We start from the raw sequence: 17,331 nt of genomic DNA, 5'->3' as shown, positions 1-17,331 counted from the left end.
ATCATGCTGTCTCATGTTTTTTTGAGAGGTTTGCTTCATGCTCCGCCAGATGGTCCGATCACGCAATGTCCGGCAGCTTCTTGCCATTGCGGGTCTCTCTTTGAGCTTGGCGGCATGTCAAACTGCCGGCCTCAACGGCACCGCCGATTTCGACAGAAATGCCGGCACTGCTGATAACATCGCTTCACTCAATCAGGTCATTGCCCAGAATCCAAATGACGCGAATGCCTATAACATCCGTGGCACCGCCTATGGCCGGTCCGGACAATATTCGCTCGCCATTCAGGATTTCACCAATGCCATCGCGCTCAATCCGAATTTCCATCAGGCCTATGCCAACCGCGCGCTGATTTACAAGAAGACCAACAGTCCGCAGCAGGCCCTGTCTGACTACAACCGGTCCATCATGCTCAACCCGAGCTACGATGTTGCCTTGATCGGTCGCGGCGATCTGTTCCGCACCCAGGGTGATCCGGGGCGTGCCATTACGGACTATAATCAGGCCATCGCTTCCAAGACCCGGGATCCGCGCGCCTATTATTATCGCGGGCTGATCTTCCAGCAGCAGCGTAATCACAGCCAGGCGATTGAAGACTTCACCTATGCCCTCAGCCTTGATGCCTCCAATTCGGATGCCTTCAACGCGCGCGGTCTGAGCTACCTTGCCCAGAACGATATGCGCGGCGCCTTGGGCGATTTCTCAAACGCGGTCCGTCTTGACCGCGACAACTATCGCGCCTGGACCAATCAGGGCCTCGCTCTGGAGAAGGAAGGCGACTACAAACGCGCCTATGATTCCTTCCAGCGGGCAAAAGCAATCGAATCCAATTATCAGCCCGCCATCGACGGCATGAACCGGACACGCAAGCGGCGGTTCAACTAAAGCATATCGCAATTAATTAACCTCATACCCGGCAGCTTTGAAGTCGTTCAGACACTCCTTGGCAGAATAGAGGTCACAAATGTCACCGATCGCGTCTGAGATTGTATCGAAGCTTCTGGCTGCTCGCTTGCGCAGCAGTGTCTTGAGTTTGGAATATGCCATTTCGATGGGATTGAGGTCCGGTGAATATGGCGGAAGAAACAGCAGCCATGCTCCCTTTGATTTGACGAGCTTGTGAGCTTTCTCACTTTTGTGGAAGGCGACATTATCGAGGATGACGATGTCGCCAGCAGACAGGGTCGGCAGTAGTTGAGTTTCAATCCAAGTTTCAAAGATACGTCGGTTCATCGGAGCATTGACGATCCAGGGCGCAACCATCCCACGGGATCTCAAACCAGCGATGAAGGTCTGGGATTTCCAATGACCAAAAGAAGCGTGGGCGCGATAGCGCTGTCCTTTTGGTGACCATCCAGACCGTTTGGTCAGCTTCGTGTTGGTTGATGTCTCATCGATAAAGATCAATCGGGACAATGCTTTGTTGAAGAAAGGCCGGCGCTGATTGATCCATACATACCGATCATGAGCAATCGCGGCCCGTAGCTGTTCAGTGGCTACCAGACTTTTTTTTATGGCTCAGGCCGAGCCTGTGAAGCACGCGCCCAACGCTAGAGCGATGCACATGGACCCCGCGTTCAGCCAATTCCAGACAAAGCTCATCAAGCGTCAGATCGCCATTCTCAGACATGCGCCTTGTGATCCATTCATGATGCACACCCAACTTGCCTTTGTCTGGTCGGCCTTGCTTGCGAGGCTGCACAGAACCCGTCTCTTTCTTGAGAAGCATCAGGTTATTGACAAACCGTGGTGACACGCGGAAATGGCTGGCGGCCGCCCGATGCGAATGACCGGCATCAACAAATGAAGCAACACGTTCGCGCAATGCAATAGGAAGTGATTTGCCCATGATGATCCCCTTTTCTCAAAGGGAATCACAATTGGCAAAAAATGGGAATCCTGAATCTCATTAACTGCGACACGCTTTAGGACCGACGGCGGGATCTGATCCAAGCGCAGCCAGTGCGTGGATCAAAAAGTTCGACATAAAAAAGCCAGCCGCAACACGCTTGCGGCTGGCTTTTTGTTGTCAATGTCTGCTCATAAACGACGATTCGGTTTTTACCGAACCACCATTGCCACTGCTAAAGCAGGAAAATGGCCATCAGGATCAGCAGCAGAACAACGCCACCAGCACCATACTTGACCAGATTCATAAACAGATCATAGGTCTTGTTGTGTTCTTCATAGTCCATGACGGGATTGAGTTTGTCTGCCATCGGATCCTCCAGCGTTCACTCTCGGCCCTCATCCAAGGGGTTCTTCTGCGACAACATAGCGCAGGCAATCCATCAAGGCAATTGTCCCTCTGACGGAGTTGGCTCAGTCTGTGGCGCCAAATGACGGATCGAACTCGTTGGGTGCCTTGGGCAGAAGCCGACGGGCCGCTGACACGCGGTCTACACTGAAATCCTCGATCTGCTCATTGAACATCTCGTAGAAATTCAGTTCTGCCTTGAGATGCAGGAAGACACCGCCAAGACCAACCGCAGCACGGTTCATGAAGACGAACTCCCGAGGAACCCTCACAGGCCCCAAGCGCTTGAGGTCCTGACCGACACGAAATGCCTGCTTGCGGCCATACTCCAGCGGACTGATGCCATCGGCGATGGACCGCACCCGGTCATCCAGCATCGGGCCATAGATGAACTCGGCCCAGACATTAAGGGCATCAACCAGCTCCTTACTGAGATTGGTAAAGCCCCACGTCTCATAGGCATGGACAACCTGTTGGCGATCCCCCTTCTCAAGACCGTGATAGAGGTTGACCACCCCTTGCACGAATTCAGGAGGGAAGATGCGGATACAGCCATAATCAAAGAGATTTATGCCACCGACCCGGCCCTCTTCTTCAAACACCGTGTAGTTCCCCAAGTGCGGGTCGCCATGGATGAGACCATGATGCGCAAAGGGATACCACCAGGCATGAAACAGGCATTTGGTGATGTAATTCCTGTCTTCCTGACTGTGTTCGCGATAGTTGAGCAGCTTGCTGCCATCCAACCAGCTCATGGAAAGAAGGCGCGGCGTTGACAGATCGGCATGCAACTTGGGGACCCGGATATAATCCGTATCGCGGAAAATGGCGTGGTAAAGCTCCATATGCCAGGCTTCGCGGATATAATCGAGCTCCTCGCGCACCCGCTCGCCCAATTCCTTGCCGACCTCGCTGTTATCGATGGCCTTCTGGATGTTGCGATGAACCGCAAACAACATATCAAGCTGCTTGAGATCAGCCTCCACGGCGGACGCCATATCAGGATATTGCAGTTTGCACGCTAGCTTTTCGCCGTCTTCCAGAAAGGCCTTGTGCACCTGCCCCAGCGAGGCGGCAGCAGACGGTTCATGCTCGAAAGTGGCAAAACGCGTGCGCCAGTCGGCCCCGAGCTCGGTACGCATGCGCCGTTTGACGAACGCCCAGCCCATTGGCGGCGCGTCAGCCTGCAACTGGGCCAGCTCGGTTGAATATTCCGGTGGCACGAGATCCGGCACAGTTGCCAGCATCTGCGCCACCTTCATCAGTGGTCCTTTGAGATTGCCCAAGACCCGAGCGAGATCCGCCGCTTCCTTGACGACATCATCGTCACCCCCACGCCTCATCAGGCGCGATCCGGCGGCGCGCGCAACAAATCCGCCCATGCCCGCATTGACGCGGGCATAGCGCTTCATCCGGCCGCCGAACCGGTTCTCTTCGGCGTAGGATTCTGTATTATCCTCATTAACCGGGCGATCAGCAGTTTCTTCATCCGCCATGGACTAAACACACTCCACATCTTTTGCCCGACCAGACGACATCAGTCATTTTCCAATGCTTCAAGTTCGTCGATCAGACCCTCAACAACTGAAAGTCCCTTGGACCAGAAATCCGGATCCTTCGCGTCCAGCCCGAACGGAGCGAGCAGCTCCGAATGATGCTTCGTGCCGCCTGCGCTGAGCATGTCGAAATACTCCTGAACAAAGCTCTCGTCACTGTTCTGGTAGACAGAATAAAGAGAGTTCACCAGACAGTCGCCGAATGCGTAGGCGTAGACATAGAAGGGCGAATGGATGAAGTGCGGGATATAGGCCCAATAGGTCTCATACCCCTCACCCAACCGAACCGATGGCCCGAGACTATCTGCTTGTACGCTCATCCAGAGCTCGCAGATCTGATCGGATGTCAATTCTCCCTCGGCCCGCGCCGTGTGCAGCTTGCGCTCGAACAGATAGAAGGCAATCTGCCGAACCACCGTGTTGAGCATATCTTCGACCTTGCCAGCCAGCATTGAGCGACGCTCCTCGACCGAGGTCGTCTTGGCCAGAAGGGATCGGAAGGTGAGCATCTCGCCAAACACACTGGCCGTTTCAGCCAGCGTCAGCGGGGTCGGTGCCATCAAGGCACCCTGCTTGCCAGCCAGCACCTGATGCACCCCATGGCCCAGCTCGTGGGCAAGGGTCATCACGTCGCGCGGCTTGCCCATATAGTTGAGCAACACATAAGGATGAACGCTTGGCACCGTCGGATGAGCAAAAGCCCCCGGCGACTTGCCATCGCGGATGGCCGCATCGATCCAGCCCTTGGAGAAGAACTGTTCGGAAATCTCCGCCATCTCCGGCGCAAAACCGGCGTAGGCATCCTGCACGATCTGTTTGGCCTCCGGCCAGTCGATGCTGCGGGTCGGCACCTTGGGCAGTGGTGCGTTGCGATCCCAGTGATCCAGCTTGTCTTTCTCAAACCATTTTGCCTTCAGCGCATAGTAGCGATGGGACAGACGCGGATAGGCATCCTGAACCGCATCAACCAGCGCATCCACGACTTCTCGCTCAACGCGGTTGGCAAGATGGCGGCCATCCGCAACGTCTTCAAAGCCGCGCCAGTTGTCAGAGATGGATTTGTCCTTGGCAAGGACGTTCGAGATCAGCGAGAAAATCGAAATATTGGACTTGAACGTGGCAGCAAGCGCATCAGCCGCTGCCTTGCGTTTGGCCTCATCGGTATCAGTGAGGTAATTCAGCGTCCGCTCGATCGGCAGGCTCTCAGTTTCGCCATCAATCTCAACGGAGAAACGCAGCCCGGCCATTGTCTCGTTGAACAGACGATTCCAGGCCATCGCGCCGGTGACGGACTTCTCGTAGAACAGTTTTTCCAGCTCATCAGAGAGCTGATAGGGCTTTTCCTTGCGCAGATCATCCAGCCAGGGCTTGTAGTGAGCGAGCGCCGCACTGCCTTCCATGGCACCATCCAGCATAGAATCCTCAATGCGGTTCAATTCCAGCTCAAAGAACAGCAACTGGGTAGAAATCGTGGTCAGGCGGTCTTGCGTGTCGCCATAGAATTTGGCCCGCGCCGTGTCTGTTGTATTGCCGTTGTACATCAGTCCCGCAAAACTGATCAGCTTGCCCATCTTCTCCTGCACGGCCTCATAGCGCTTGAGCGCATCGGCCAGAGGGTCACCGCCCTTCTCGGTCAGCATGCTTTCAAGCGTGCCCTGATAGTCAGAGGCAAAGGCTTCAGCATCCTGTTTGCAGGCGGCAAAATCCGCTTCAATCGCCGGATCATCGAGACCCTTGTAAAGATCGTCGAGATTCCATTCGGGAAGCCCCTCAAGCGACGCCCCCGAACTGGCTTCGGCGGTTGCGAAGGCAAAGGAGTGAGAAACATCGGGCGAAGCGAACAAGGAGCGTGCTGTAAACATCAAATCTTTCCGGCAATTGCTAGGTCTGGTTGCGGTTTGGAATGCCACCAACAAGCATCATGGCTCGGGTGGCATCGATCAACAAATCAGGAGAGCGGTCCGGCTCGAAACCGGTGCTTTCTCTTAAGATAGGTAGTCGTGCTGAGATCTGCAAACATCTCCTCAACACAATAGGGCCTGCCCCTGTCCTTTGCACAGATGAAACCGCACGGATCAGGGACGCGCCCACCTGCCAATTCACACAATTTTTCATCCCGCCCATGGCGGCAATTAAGCCTACATTAACGGATAGGGCGCATCGTGGCTCAAAATGACACAGATTCGCCTGTTTTCGCCTCTTCTATCTTGATCCATCGACAGACAAGATCATGGATAGGCGAGCGGGACAGGCGACGAGGCTCCCGTATCAGGGACCAGTTCGGAACGCACATGACCGAAACCATTCTGATTGTAGACGATGATCCGGTACAGCGCCGATTGCTCGAGGCAATTGTCGAGAAGAGCGGCTTCGCTTCGGTGAGCGCGGAAAATGGCGAACATGCCCTTTCGATTCTCAAACAGCATCAGCCCGGCGCCTTTGATCTGATCATTCTCGATCTGGTCATGCCCAATCTCGATGGTATGGGCGTGTTGCAGGCCCTCCAGAAAACCGACATCAAGGCACCGGTCATCGTCCAAACTGCCCATGCAGGCATCGACACCGCCGTAAACGCCATGCGGGCCGGTGCGTTTGATTTTGTCATCAAACCCGTCGCCCCCGAACGGCTTCAGGTGGCCATGCGCAACGCCCTCAAGGTCAATGCCCTTGAAGAGGAAATTACCCGCATTCGGTCCAAGAACGAAGGCAACTACAGCTTCAAGCATATCATCTCGTCAAGTGAGGCCATGGCGCGGGTGCTCAATCTGGGCCAAAGGGCAGCCAAGTCCCACATCCCCATCCTCATTGAAGGGGAGTCAGGGGTCGGCAAGGAGTTGATCGCCAAGGCCATCCAAAACGCATCGGACAGATCATCCAAGCCGTTTGTAACCGTCAACTGCGGTGCGATCCCTGACAATCTCGTCGAAAGCATCCTGTTCGGCCACGAAAAAGGGGCCTTCACCGGAGCCAACGAAAAGCACACCGGCAAGTTCGTCGAGGCCAACGGCGGCACGCTGTTTCTTGACGAGGTCGGCGAGTTGCCGCTGGAAACACAGGTCAAGCTCCTGCGCGCCCTGCAGGAAGGGGAAATCGATCCGGTCGGCTCCCCCAAACCGGTCAAGGTTGATTTCCGCCTTATCTCAGCCACGAACAAGGATCTCATCCAGCAGGTCAAGGATGGCAAGTTCAGGGAAGATCTCTACTATCGCCTCAATGTCTTCCCCATCCGCATGCCCCCTTTACGGGACCGCAAGGATGACATCCCAGCATTGGCACACAATTTTCTCACCCGTTTTGCTGCCGAAGAGGGCCGCAAGGGACTGGCCGGCATCGCCGACGACGCCATGACCCTGTTGCAGAGCTATGACTGGCCGGGCAACATTCGACAGCTGGAAAACACCATTTTCCGCGCCGTCGTCTTGTGCGACGGAGATCGCCTGACTGTCGAGGAGTTCCCGCAGATTGCCAGCCAGCTCAGTGCCTTCAGCGCCTCGGTGCTCAAGGCTCGGGCGCCGTTTGAAAACGGCACCCCGGAAAACGAGGATCTGACACGGATCGCTTCGGACGGTGCCCAAAGACATCAATCAACAATTGGCAGCGGCCAACCGGTGGAAAATATCCACCAGTTTCAACAGCACGCCCCGCTGTCGAACGTCTCGCTCAACGAGACCTACGCCCAGATGACGACGTCGGTCATGGAGCCCACCTCCCCGCCTGTACAAGCAGAAACCGAGGATCCCTGGGGCTTTTTGCGCATTCTCGATGACCATGGCAACATTCGCCCCTTGGCCGAACTGGAAGCCGAAATCATCGCCCGCGCCCTCAAGCATCATGATCATCGCATGTCAGATGTTGCCCGGCGATTGGGCATCGGACGCTCCACACTTTACCGGAAACTCAAGGATTATGGCCTTGAGCAAGACGGAACGTCATCAGCCGATGACGACGCCAAAGCCTGTTGATCGGCGGCGCGAGACCCTGAACGTTGCAGGACTGCTACACAGAAGCCCTGATCTCCTATTTGTGATTCAATTCCTGTTGCACAAAGGCGCAAATCAGGTTTCTGTGTCGAGCATTCCGTTTTCAACTTGAGCACAGGACACCGCATGACCGCGATGACAAAGAATCTTTCCATTGCCCTGATCGTGCTTGGTCTCGCAGGCCCTGCCTGCGCATCCGAATCTGCGCTCTCGTCGCCAGCAACACCGCATGCATCCTTTGCCCAGTCCCAAACGCCGGTTTCTCTGATTGGCGAGACGACCGAAGCGGCCATGCACGAAGAAATCGACTCTCTGGCCAGTATGACGCGGATCCTCGACAATCTGCACAGTGTCCGCACCGGCGGCATCGATCAGCAGGCGGATCAGGATGTCTTTGACGCGCTCGCAAGCGCCATCGATACGATCCCGAGCAGCAAGGACTTCCTCGAAAAACGCGACAATGCAGCCCTTGTTGCCTTCTACAAGGAGCGCAATTTCCGCACGGCCTGGTTTGAGAATGGCGAACTGACGCCATCGGCTCGCAAGCTTGCCTTTGCCCTGTCCCGCGCCGATCGTGATGGCCTTGATCCGGCTGACTTTACCACCCCTGCCCTGACTGTTTCGCGCACGCGCGGCTCGAAGCCCGCAGACATTGCCGCATCGGATATCGAGCTGTCCCGCGCCATTACCCGCTACACCCGTCAGGCCTACGCAGGCCGCGTGGACCCACGCATCTTCTCCAAGAAGGTCGTGACGATCAAACCGCATTATCCTGATTCGATCGAAGCCCTTAAAAAGATCACACGCGCCAAAAACCCGCGCGTCGTCATGCGCGGTTACAATCCCGACCATCCCGGATTTGTAGCCTTGCGCAAAGAATACAATCGCCTGCGCCTGACCAAATCCGACACCACCACACCTGACGTGCCTGAGGGGAGAAGCATGAAAGTGGGCATGCGCGATACGCGCGTAGCCCTTCTGCGCAAGAAGCTCGACCTTCCCGTCCCTGCCGAGAATGCGGACCTCTACAGCAAGGCGCTGTCCCAGAAGGTCAAGGACTATCAGGCCGCCAATGGATTGATCGCCGATGGCATCGCTGGCAAGGCCACCCTTGCTGTGCTCAACAAGAACCCGGCTGATCTGATCCCCGACATCATTGCCAACATGGAACGCTGGCGCTGGCTACCGCGCGATCTGGGTAAATTCCATATCATGGTCAACATTCCCAGCTTCCACGTCGAGGTGGTGAACAACGGCAAGAAGATCCACGAAACGCGCGTCGTCGTGGGCAAGTCTCGCCACAAGACACCGATCTTCTCAGACGAGATGGAATATGTGGTGGTCAATCCCTATTGGAACGTGCCGCGCTCCATCGCCACCAAAGAACTTCTGCCGCAGATCAAGTCGGATCCGGGGTCCTTCTTCTCCAAAAGGAACTATCAGGTTCTGGCAAGCGTCAAGGGACGCACGCGTGTGGTCGACCCCTACAAGCTTGACTGGGAAAAGGTCGAGCCGGGCATGGTCCGCCTGCGTCAAACCCCGGGAACCCGCAATGCCCTTGGCAATGTCAAGTTCTTGTTCCCCAACCAGCATGCCGTCTATTTGCACGACACCCCCTCGCGCAGCCTGTTCAATCGCGACTATCGGGCCTTCAGCCATGGCTGCGTCCGGGTCCAGAATCCGATGGACTTCGCCGATGTCATTCTGTCCAGAACCGAAAAATGGGGTGCGGGTCGTCTCAAGTCGATGATTGGTGGCGATGAAAAGTGGGTCAGCCTCAGCCACAAGGTCCCTGTCCATATCGTCTATTTCACGACCTGGATGGCCGAGAATGGAACCTTGCAGCTGCGCTCCGATATTTACGGCCACAATGCCAAGGTTAAAAAGGCCCTCGGCCTTTAGCATCAAGTCATGATGAATGAGTGAAATGGCCCTTTTCGGGGCCATTTCGCCTTCTTTTGCCCCCATTTTTCCCCTATCACGTCTTCCATCATCGCTGTATCGGTGACCCTCAGTTCATTGTGGCGGCGTATTCTTCTTTCGTTAACCTTATGCAAAGCATAATGGACTCGAAGAAAGTCGTGGAATCTGCTATCAATGAACCATCGTTGCAGGCAGTTTTGACCAGTTGAAGGGCTGTGGAATCGGGAGCAATGTCCGATCCCGCAGCAAGAAGCATGTCGGCACAGTTGCCGACGCGTGATTGGACAACCAGTGGCCAGACAAGAAGCTCTCCAGTCCCGGCATTTGTCTGCTTTGCAGGCATGCCTCCTGATGCGACGCATCCTTGTTGCAGGTCTGCTCGGGATCATCCTGACAGGCTTTACGGTCGGAGTCCCGCTTCTGACGAGTGAAGCGCATGCCTCCTCGCGCTCCCTTACCCTTTACAACACCCACACCAAGGAAAAGGCCACCATCGTCTACAAGCGCAATGGCAAGTTTGACGCCGATGGTCTGCGCAAGATGAACCGGTTCCTCAGGGATTGGCGCCGCAACGAAAGCACCAAGATGGATCCGGCCCTGTTCGATCTCATCTGGCAGGTTGTACAGAAAACGGGTGCCAAAAAGCCCATTCACGTGGTCTCGGGTTATCGCTCACCGGCTACCAACAACATGCTGCGCCGCCGCAGCCGCGGTGTCGCCAAGAAAAGTCGCCACATGCGCGGGCAGGCCATGGACTTCTACCTGCCCGGCGTCTCCCTTGCCAAGATCCGCAAGGCCGGCCTGCGCATGCAGTCCGGCGGGGTCGGCTATTATCCGCGCTCCGGATCGCCCTTCGTACATATCGACACAGGCAACGTTCGACATTGGCCCCGCATGACACGCAAACAGCTGGTACGGGTCTTCCCCGACGGCAAGACAGTTCATGTCCCCAGCGATGGCAAACCCTTGCGCGGCTATAAGCAGGCCAAGGTACAAGTGGCCCGCCACAAGGCGGAAATGATCCGCGAAGCCAAGAATGCAACCCGCTTCACCCGGATCGCAAAGGCAGCACCAAGCAGCCCCACGCGCACCCTGCCGCTGGCCAGCAAGTCTGCAAGCACAACAGCCGAAAGCCCGACGCTTTTATCCCGACTTCTGAATCGGACACCGAAGGAACGGCCCAAGCCCGCGTTCGCGGCCGCACAGACGCCTGCCGCCCCCGAACCGCAACCCGAGACCGGATCCGCTTTCCCGGTGCAATTGGCCACCTTGCCACGCAGCCCGGAAAATCGCCCTGCACCGGCAGCCTTTTTGCCAGAGCAACCTTTGCAAGTGGCCGAAGCCGCCGACGAGATGCCCACCGATCAGCAAGGGGCTGATCTGGTTGCCGCGACAGCCGCGCTCGACGCGGCCGAAGACAGCCCTGAGCCGTTCGTGCTCGCAGCCCTGCCTCGGGTCCGGCCAGATCTCCTGCCGCAGTCAGGCTTCCAGCTTGCCAGCGCAGACCCGGCATCTGAACCCAGAACGCTGGAACAACTGGCCGCTGAACAAGATCTGACGAACGGCGCAGCCGAGCAGCCGGATGATGACACGGTTACCGGGACAACAATCACCAACGATGGGGTCGAGGTCGCCAGCAACGGTGAGCTTGGCGCAACGGCGTCCGCAGCGCCGGAAGACGGTCGTTTCGTCCTAGCGTCCCTCCCGATGGCGCGAGACGCGCTCCCCGGCAACGCACCATCCCAACCGGATGAAACAGCAGCGCAGCAGGAAAGCGCCGAAGAGGTTCTCTCCCGCATGGCGGCACAGACGAACGGCCCGGCAGAAGCGAAAGAGTCCAATCGTTTTGCTTATGCCTCGGCTGACAAGACCTTCCTGGCCGCTTTGCCGACCACCGCGCCGCGGCGTCCCGCACAGAAAGCAGACCGGACCCAAATGGCGAGCCTGTCGTCAACCATTGACGATGTGTCGCAGGCAAACGCGTCAACCCTCTCTACCTTGCCGCGCGCCGACACCAGACAGAAACAGCGCCCCAGCGCCATCAAACACCGGATCGAGCAGGGACATGACCAACTGGCCAAGCTGACCTTCTCTTATGGTCCGGCAAGCATGTCCCACTTTGTCCACATGAATCAGTCAACCAAGACTGCGACCTTTGCGCACCTGTCCCGGCCAATTCCGAACAATCTCAGAGCGCTGGTCAGCAAGCCCGAAAGCATGATCAACCAGACCTTCGGAGCGGGAAGCGGTGCGTGGGCGGAAGACATTCATTTTGCAGGACCGGCAATTGCCCGCATGGCTGTCCGGCGCTTCAACTGATACAGCGGAAAAGATGACGCAAGATTGGCAGCCTTGGTGCAGCCCAAGGCTTATCGTTGGGACTTATCGTTGGAATGTCACGCCGAGCTGCAGCTTGTTGGCGCGATAGTCGGAAGCGGGGATATTGCCTTCTCTACCTTCATGCACGGCATTGATCGTCAGCTTGGTATAGCGGCTTAGCGAATATTCCGCGCTGAGCGTCGCATCATACTCCCAATCTCTGAGGTTCGAGCCGCGATAGGTGTTGCGGGCCACTCTGCCGTCAAATCCGATTGTAAGATTGCGCCGCGCGGCGTAGTCAGCGCCAAGTCGCACCGCATGGGTCGCAACGGAAGTTGCCGCGGTGGACGTGGACGTCAGACTGGTCTCGAGACCACCAGTGAGCACCCAGAGCGCATCAGGCGACCATCTCAGGCTGGCATCGGCGAACAGAATGTTATCGTCTTTCTGCCCCTTTGCATCGGGACGCCATTGCATGGCACCGAAGGAAACCTCGCCCGATAGCTTGTCCCGATTGATGACAGCCAACCCGAGCGCCCCGCGCAGACTGTCGCCATCTTCGCTGTTAGGACGGATATCATAAATCTTGCGGCTGACTTCCACATCGACAAACGGCGTCACTTGATCGGTCGCCTTCCAACCCACACGACCACCGAGCCGATAGGTCTTGTAGTCACGGGCCGGATCATCCTCAAAATCAGCTAGATCGATGCCACCCCGGAACTGCAATTGCAGCTGACCGGCGTCATGATCGATCTGAACACCACCGTTAAGGTTTGTCGTGATAGCCGCCTGCTTGCCGGAAGTGATCAGCTCGATGCTGCTTTCTTCCTCTTTCGTCCGATCAGCGCGGCCTCTAAGGGTCACGTCGGTCTGGTCACTCAGCTCGAGCAACAATTCGCCATCGATCTGCTGCTCGTTTTCCGGCTTTCGCGCCGGTTGCTGATATCCCGTGAACCCAGTGCGCCCATTAAGCTCAAGCGCATGGCGATCCCAGTCGGAGCGGATAGAAATTGCAGCTTCCACCGTGCCCAACTGCCCCATGGTCCGATGCTCGGCGCTGTCCACGTTATCCGTCACGGTGCCAAGAAAAGTGAGCGATGGATACAGCAGGAAAGATCCAAAGCGAATGCCATCGGGTTCATAATCGCCCAATTCAGACGCTTGCCTCCTGACGCCCTGCTCAGCCATCTTCGGCTCGGCAGGCAAGGCTGGCACAACAGGATAGTCGGTTCCGGCGCTGGAATAGGACGCTCCGGACGTCGCAATCGCAGTGGGGGTTTCAATATCGGTGCTGCCGCGCAACTCAGGCAGGACCGCAGCAGAAAACAGCGGCGGACCAGTCTGTGCACTGCGAGTCGCATCGGGCCTTACAGGCGCCTGAGCCTCGGCAGCAGCGGTCGCACCGAGTGAAAGGACCGGAAAGGCAATCCCGACCATCATGGTAGAGGTGAGCAAAAGCTGCATGCAAAATAGCTCCGGTCGCGCACATGGCGCCCTTCGGGGAGACCTCCCGGTCACATGTAACAAAAATGGCCGATGCGCGATCAAACACTTTGCGCACGGCGCAGACAAACCTTTCCAGATGGTAAACAGTATTGGTTAACAGAGTGTTGCGAAACAGACCGCAGCGCCGATCCGGTGAACCGACCGTGGGCTGCCTAACCCCTTCCTTCCCCTTCGGCTTTGGTGTAGAAGTCGCTAAAGAATCGAGAAAAAGGCAGGGACACAATGTCAACTCAACCGGCGTGCGAGACCATTTCGCCCATTTGCTCCGCCCAGGCGACCATAGAGAACGAAATCGAAGGCCTCAAGGCGCTACGTGAAGCGCTTGACGGGCCATTGCGTGACCCGTTCGAGAAGGCCGTCAAGGTCATTCAGGAAGCCCAGGGACGGCTAATCGTAACCGGCATGGGCAAAAGCGGTCACATCGCACGCAAGCTCGCCGCGACCCTCGCCTCGACGGGCACTCCCGCATTTTTCGTGCACCCCGGCGAAGCGAGCCATGGCGACCTTGGCATGATCCGCCATATCGACGTTGTTCTGGCCATGTCCTGGTCAGGCGAGACAGCAGAGCTTGCCAATATCATCTCCTATACCCGCCGTTTCAAGGTGCCTCTGATCGGCATGACATCCAATCCGTTCAGCACCCTTGCCAAACAGGCCGACATCTCCCTCTGCCCCCCCAAGGTCAAGGAAGCCTGCCCGCACGGTCTGGCGCCAACGACCTCCACGACAATGCAGCTGTGTCTTGGCGATGCCCTCGCCGTTGCCCTGCTGGAAAGCCACGGCTTCACGGCATCGGATTTCCGGATTTTCCATCCCGGCGGAAGCCTTGGTGCCAGCCTCCAATATGTGCGTGAACTCATGCACAAGGGCTGGTCGATGCCTTTGGCACACGAATCCTGCCGCATGAGCGATGTCATCCTGACCATGTCCCAGAAAGGCTTTGGTTGCGTTGGCATTCAGAACGACGACGGCGTGCTGATTGGCATGGTCACTGACGGTGACTTGCGCCGCCACATCTCGGACGATCTTCTGGCTCAAACCGTTAATGACGTCATGACGCGCGATCCGAAAACGCTCAGACCGGACATGCTGGTGCCAGCTGCGATCGAAATGCTCAACAGTGCAGCCATCACGGCGATCTTCGTGATTGAGAACGACAAGCCCGTCGGCATCGTGCACATGCATGATTTCCTGCGCATTGGTGCGGCCTGATTTCCATTCACCGGCTGGCAATCCGACCCCTCAGACAGCATTCCACCCTTGGACCGGCGTTAGACCGGGCGCCCGAAGGCGCCCGTTATCCCTTTGTTAACCTTAACAAAAATTAGTGTAATTTTGGGGCTTTGAAGCGATTTCATTAGCAAACCTTTAGACCTGTTTTCATAGACTGCCAGTGACAGAAAAAAGGCAACGGACACAAGATCCGGCTTGGAAACAGGACATCAGGAATGGATATCGCAACCCTTCTCGGCATGGTCGCAGCCTTCGGCATCGTTGTTGCGGCGATTATGATGGGCGGCACACTCGGCCAGTTCATTGACATTCCATCCGTTTTCATCGTTATTGGCGGCGGCCTCTCTGCGACTCTCATCCGCTTCACCATCGGCGGCATCTTTGGGGCCATCATCACCGGCGGCAAAGTCGCGTTTGGCGGCAAAGGCTCCAATCATCGCGACATGATCGAAAAGATCACCGAACTCGCTGACGTGGCGCGCAAGAGCGGCCCTCTGGGTCTGGAAAACGTTGACGTTGACGATCCTGTGCTAGCCAAGGGCGTTCAATTCATCGCCGATGGGTATGAGCCCAATTTCATCCGCGAAAGCATGGAACGGGAACGGGACCTCTATATCGAGCGCCTGCAGGAAGGCAAACGCTTCTATAAACAATTGGGTGATGCGGCTCCAGCCTTTGGCATGATCGGCACGCTGGTCGGCCTGGTGCAGATGCTCGCAGCCATGGATGACCCGTCCGCCATCGGCCCGGCCATGGCCATCGCCCTGCTGACAACCCTTTACGGTGCTCTTATTTCAAACGTCATCTGTATCCCCATCGTTGACAAGCTGGATTCCAAGCTTGATGGCGAAGATCTCAACCAAACCCTCATCATCGACGGGATCATGCAGATCCGCGACAACAAGAGCCCGAACCTTATCCGTGAAATGTTGCTTGCCTACCTGCCCGAGAAATCCCGGGCAGAATTTGAGGAAGAAGCAGCCTGATCAGGTCTGCAGTCTAAGTCGCTCAGGCATCAAGAGGAAGCAATGGCCAAAAAGAAACAGCAAGGTGGGGGGGGCGCTCCTGATTGGCTGGTCACGTTCGCTGACCTGATGTCCCTGCTTGTCTGCTTTTTCGTGCTCATCATTTCATTTTCGATTCAGGACAATGAGAAGCTGCAGGTCGTGGCAGGCTCCATGAAGGATGCCTTCGGTGTGAAACCGGTGATGCGCAAGGCAGGCATGATCGAGATCGAAGGCATGCCGGTGCGCGAATATGTCAAGGAAGTGGCCGCCGTCGCTCAGGAAAACGATTCCGACTATGCCGAAGAGCGCCATGACCAGCGCACCAAGCAGGGACCAGAAGCCAACACGCACGACATCGAGAAAACCGAAATCGAGCGCCCGCGCATGTTCGCGACCGCAGCCGCATCCCTGCGGCAAGCATGGCAGGAACTGCCCGAGATCAGCGAAATCTCGAAACAGATCATCATTGAGGAAAACGAAGACGGCCTGAACATTCAGCTTGTCGATCAGGACGGTCGCTCGATGTTTGCAGAAGGCTCGAAATATCCCTACGACTTCACCCGTCGGCTGATCGTGCAGATGGCCCCCGTTCTTTCCCAAATGCCCAACCGCATTCAGATCACGGGGCACACCACCGCATCCAATGTTCCGATCAATTCGGGATATACGGGCTGGGAACTGTCAGCGGATCGCGCCAATGCCGTCCGCTCCATCCTGATGGAGTATGGCCTGCCAACTGACCAGATTTATTCCGTTCAGGGAAAATCGGACACCGATCCGCTGTTTCCCAATGATCCGTATCTGGCGGCCAACCGCCGCATTTCCATCCTCCTCATGGCTGAAGCCCCGCCCCTCCCGGCCACGCATCAGCCCTGATGAATGCATCTGGGAACAAGCGTCAAACAAAAGAAAAGCCGGCTTCTGCCGGCTTTTTTTGTACCTATCGAGCACTATCCCGATGCTAAAGCATATCGCAATTAATTAACCTCATACCCGGCAGCTTTGAAGTAGTTCAGACACTCCTTGGCAGAATAGAGGTCACAAATGTCACCGATCGCGTCTGAGATTGTATCGAAGCTTCTGGCTGCTCGCTTGCGCAGCAGTGTCTTGAGTTTGGAATATGCCATTTCGATGGGATTGAGGTCCGGTGAATATGGCGGAAGAAACAGCAGCCATGCTCCCTTTGATTTGACGAGCTTGTGAGCTTTCTCACTTTTGTGGAAGGCGACATTATCGAGGATGACGATATCGCCAGCAGACAGGGTCGGCAGTAGTTGAGTTTCAATCCAAGTTTCAAAGATACGTCGGTTCATCGGAGCATTGACGATCCAGGGCGCAACCATCCCACGGGATCTCAAACCAGCGATGAAGGTCTGGGATTTCCAATGACCAAAAGAAGCGTGGGCGCGATAGCGCTGTCCTTTTGGTGACCATCCAGACCGTTTGGTCAGCTTCGTGTTGGTTGATGTCTCATCGATAAAGATCAATCGGGACAATGCTTTGTTGAAGAAAGGCCGGCGCTGATTGATCCATACATACCGATCATGAG

12 protein-coding genes and 1 pseudogene are annotated in these 17,331 nt (G+C 56.4%); 7 read left to right on the top strand and 6 right to left on the bottom strand.

The genetic code is table 11. The annotated features are described in order from the left end of the window. Positions 1-37: 37 nt before the first annotated feature. Complete coding sequence (locus CPH65_RS05685; protein WP_096172530.1) at positions 38-883, top strand: tetratricopeptide repeat protein; 846 nt, start codon at positions 38-40, stop codon at positions 881-883. 12 nt (positions 884-895) lie between these two features. Here the strand turns inward: CPH65_RS05685 and CPH65_RS24955 are convergent. From CPH65_RS24955 to CPH65_RS05665, 4 genes and pseudogenes are all read right to left on the bottom strand, one after another. Beyond that, a pseudogene (locus tag CPH65_RS24955) lies at positions 896-1,847 on the bottom strand (IS630 family transposase). 235 nt (positions 1,848-2,082) lie between these two features. After that, complete coding sequence (locus tag CPH65_RS05675; protein WP_096172529.1) at positions 2,083-2,217, bottom strand: aa3-type cytochrome c oxidase subunit IV; 135 nt, start codon at positions 2,215-2,217, stop codon at positions 2,083-2,085. 103 nt (positions 2,218-2,320) lie between these two features. Then, positions 2,321-3,751, bottom strand: a complete 1,431-nt coding sequence (locus CPH65_RS05670) for an AarF/ABC1/UbiB kinase family protein (protein ID WP_172891463.1) — start codon at positions 3,749-3,751, stop codon at positions 2,321-2,323. A 41-nt stretch (positions 3,752-3,792) separates the two neighbouring features. Beyond that, a complete protein-coding gene (locus CPH65_RS05665; RefSeq protein WP_096172528.1) occupies positions 3,793-5,673 on the bottom strand; it encodes a M3 family oligoendopeptidase in 1,881 nt (626 codons plus the stop codon). Positions 5,674-6,102: 429 nt separating this feature from the next. On the opposite strand from CPH65_RS05665, the gene CPH65_RS05660 reads away from it, so the two are divergent. The 3 genes from CPH65_RS05660 (at position 6,103) to CPH65_RS05645 (ending at position 12,033) form a co-directional block, all read left to right on the top strand. Beyond that, positions 6,103-7,773, top strand: a complete 1,671-nt coding sequence (locus CPH65_RS05660; protein WP_096172527.1) for a sigma-54 dependent transcriptional regulator — start codon at positions 6,103-6,105, stop codon at positions 7,771-7,773. A gap of 153 nt (positions 7,774-7,926) precedes the next feature. Further along, the gene (locus CPH65_RS05655; protein WP_172891462.1) at positions 7,927-9,693 is read left to right on the top strand and encodes a murein L,D-transpeptidase; all 1,767 of its coding nucleotides are present in this window, start codon (positions 7,927-7,929) and stop codon (positions 9,691-9,693) included. Between the two features lie 372 nt (positions 9,694-10,065). Beyond that, the gene (locus CPH65_RS05645; protein ID WP_096172523.1) at positions 10,066-12,033 is read left to right on the top strand and encodes a DUF882 domain-containing protein; all 1,968 of its coding nucleotides are present in this window, start codon (positions 10,066-10,068) and stop codon (positions 12,031-12,033) included. A gap of 63 nt (positions 12,034-12,096) precedes the next feature. On the opposite strand, the gene CPH65_RS05640 is transcribed toward CPH65_RS05645, so the two are convergent. Then, positions 12,097-13,500, bottom strand: coding sequence for an outer membrane beta-barrel protein (locus CPH65_RS05640; protein WP_096172522.1), 1,404 nt, complete (start codon positions 13,498-13,500; stop codon positions 12,097-12,099). 264 nt (positions 13,501-13,764) lie between these two features. On the opposite strand from CPH65_RS05640, the gene CPH65_RS05635 reads away from it, so the two are divergent. The 3 genes from CPH65_RS05635 (at position 13,765) to CPH65_RS05625 (ending at position 16,658) form a co-directional block, all read left to right on the top strand. Next, positions 13,765-14,754 carry an SIS domain-containing protein gene (locus tag CPH65_RS05635; RefSeq protein ID WP_096172520.1) on the top strand — a complete coding sequence of 330 codons (990 nt, stop codon included), beginning with the start codon at positions 13,765-13,767 and terminating at the stop codon, positions 14,752-14,754. A 236-nt stretch (positions 14,755-14,990) separates the two neighbouring features. Then, entirely contained in the window at positions 14,991-15,761 is a 771-nt protein-coding gene (locus CPH65_RS05630; protein WP_096172519.1) for a motility protein A, read from the top strand. Between the two features lie 42 nt (positions 15,762-15,803). After that, the gene (locus tag CPH65_RS05625) at positions 15,804-16,658 is read left to right on the top strand and encodes a flagellar motor protein MotB (protein WP_096172517.1); all 855 of its coding nucleotides are present in this window, start codon (positions 15,804-15,806) and stop codon (positions 16,656-16,658) included. A gap of 101 nt (positions 16,659-16,759) precedes the next feature. Here CPH65_RS05625 and CPH65_RS05620 read toward each other — a convergent pair whose 3' ends face one another. Further along, entirely contained in the window at positions 16,760-17,269 is a 510-nt protein-coding gene (locus tag CPH65_RS05620; RefSeq protein WP_244574547.1) for an IS630 family transposase, read from the bottom strand. Positions 17,270-17,331: the final 62 nt, after the last annotated feature.

Source organism: Cohaesibacter sp. ES.047, from assembly GCF_900215505.1.
In the GTDB taxonomy this organism is placed as follows: domain Bacteria; phylum Pseudomonadota; class Alphaproteobacteria; order Rhizobiales; family Cohaesibacteraceae; genus Cohaesibacter.
Note: the sequence above shows the minus strand (reverse complement) of the source record. Positions and strands in the feature narration are given on the sequence as shown.

Excerpts from the sequence above, each read along its gene's own strand:
- CPH65_RS05685 (WP_096172530.1), top strand. The coding sequence starts at position 38 with ATGCTCCGCCAGATGGTCCGATCACGCAATGTCCGGCAGCTTCTTGCC.
- CPH65_RS05675 (WP_096172529.1), bottom strand. The coding sequence starts at position 2,217 with ATGGCAGACAAACTCAATCCCGTCATGGACTATGAAGAACACAACAAG.
- CPH65_RS05670 (WP_172891463.1), bottom strand. The coding sequence starts at position 3,751 with ATGGCGGATGAAGAAACTGCTGATCGCCCGGTTAATGAGGATAATACA.
- CPH65_RS05665 (WP_096172528.1), bottom strand. The coding sequence starts at position 5,673 with ATGTTTACAGCACGCTCCTTGTTCGCTTCGCCCGATGTTTCTCACTCC.
- CPH65_RS05660 (WP_096172527.1), top strand. The coding sequence starts at position 6,103 with ATGACCGAAACCATTCTGATTGTAGACGATGATCCGGTACAGCGCCGA.
- CPH65_RS05655 (WP_172891462.1), top strand. The coding sequence starts at position 7,927 with ATGACAAAGAATCTTTCCATTGCCCTGATCGTGCTTGGTCTCGCAGGC.
- CPH65_RS05645 (WP_096172523.1), top strand. The coding sequence starts at position 10,066 with ATGCGACGCATCCTTGTTGCAGGTCTGCTCGGGATCATCCTGACAGGC.
- CPH65_RS05640 (WP_096172522.1), bottom strand. The coding sequence starts at position 13,500 with ATGCAGCTTTTGCTCACCTCTACCATGATGGTCGGGATTGCCTTTCCG.
- CPH65_RS05635 (WP_096172520.1), top strand. The coding sequence starts at position 13,765 with ATGTCAACTCAACCGGCGTGCGAGACCATTTCGCCCATTTGCTCCGCC.
- CPH65_RS05630 (WP_096172519.1), top strand. The coding sequence starts at position 14,991 with ATGGATATCGCAACCCTTCTCGGCATGGTCGCAGCCTTCGGCATCGTT.
- CPH65_RS05625 (WP_096172517.1), top strand. The coding sequence starts at position 15,804 with ATGGCCAAAAAGAAACAGCAAGGTGGGGGGGGCGCTCCTGATTGGCTG.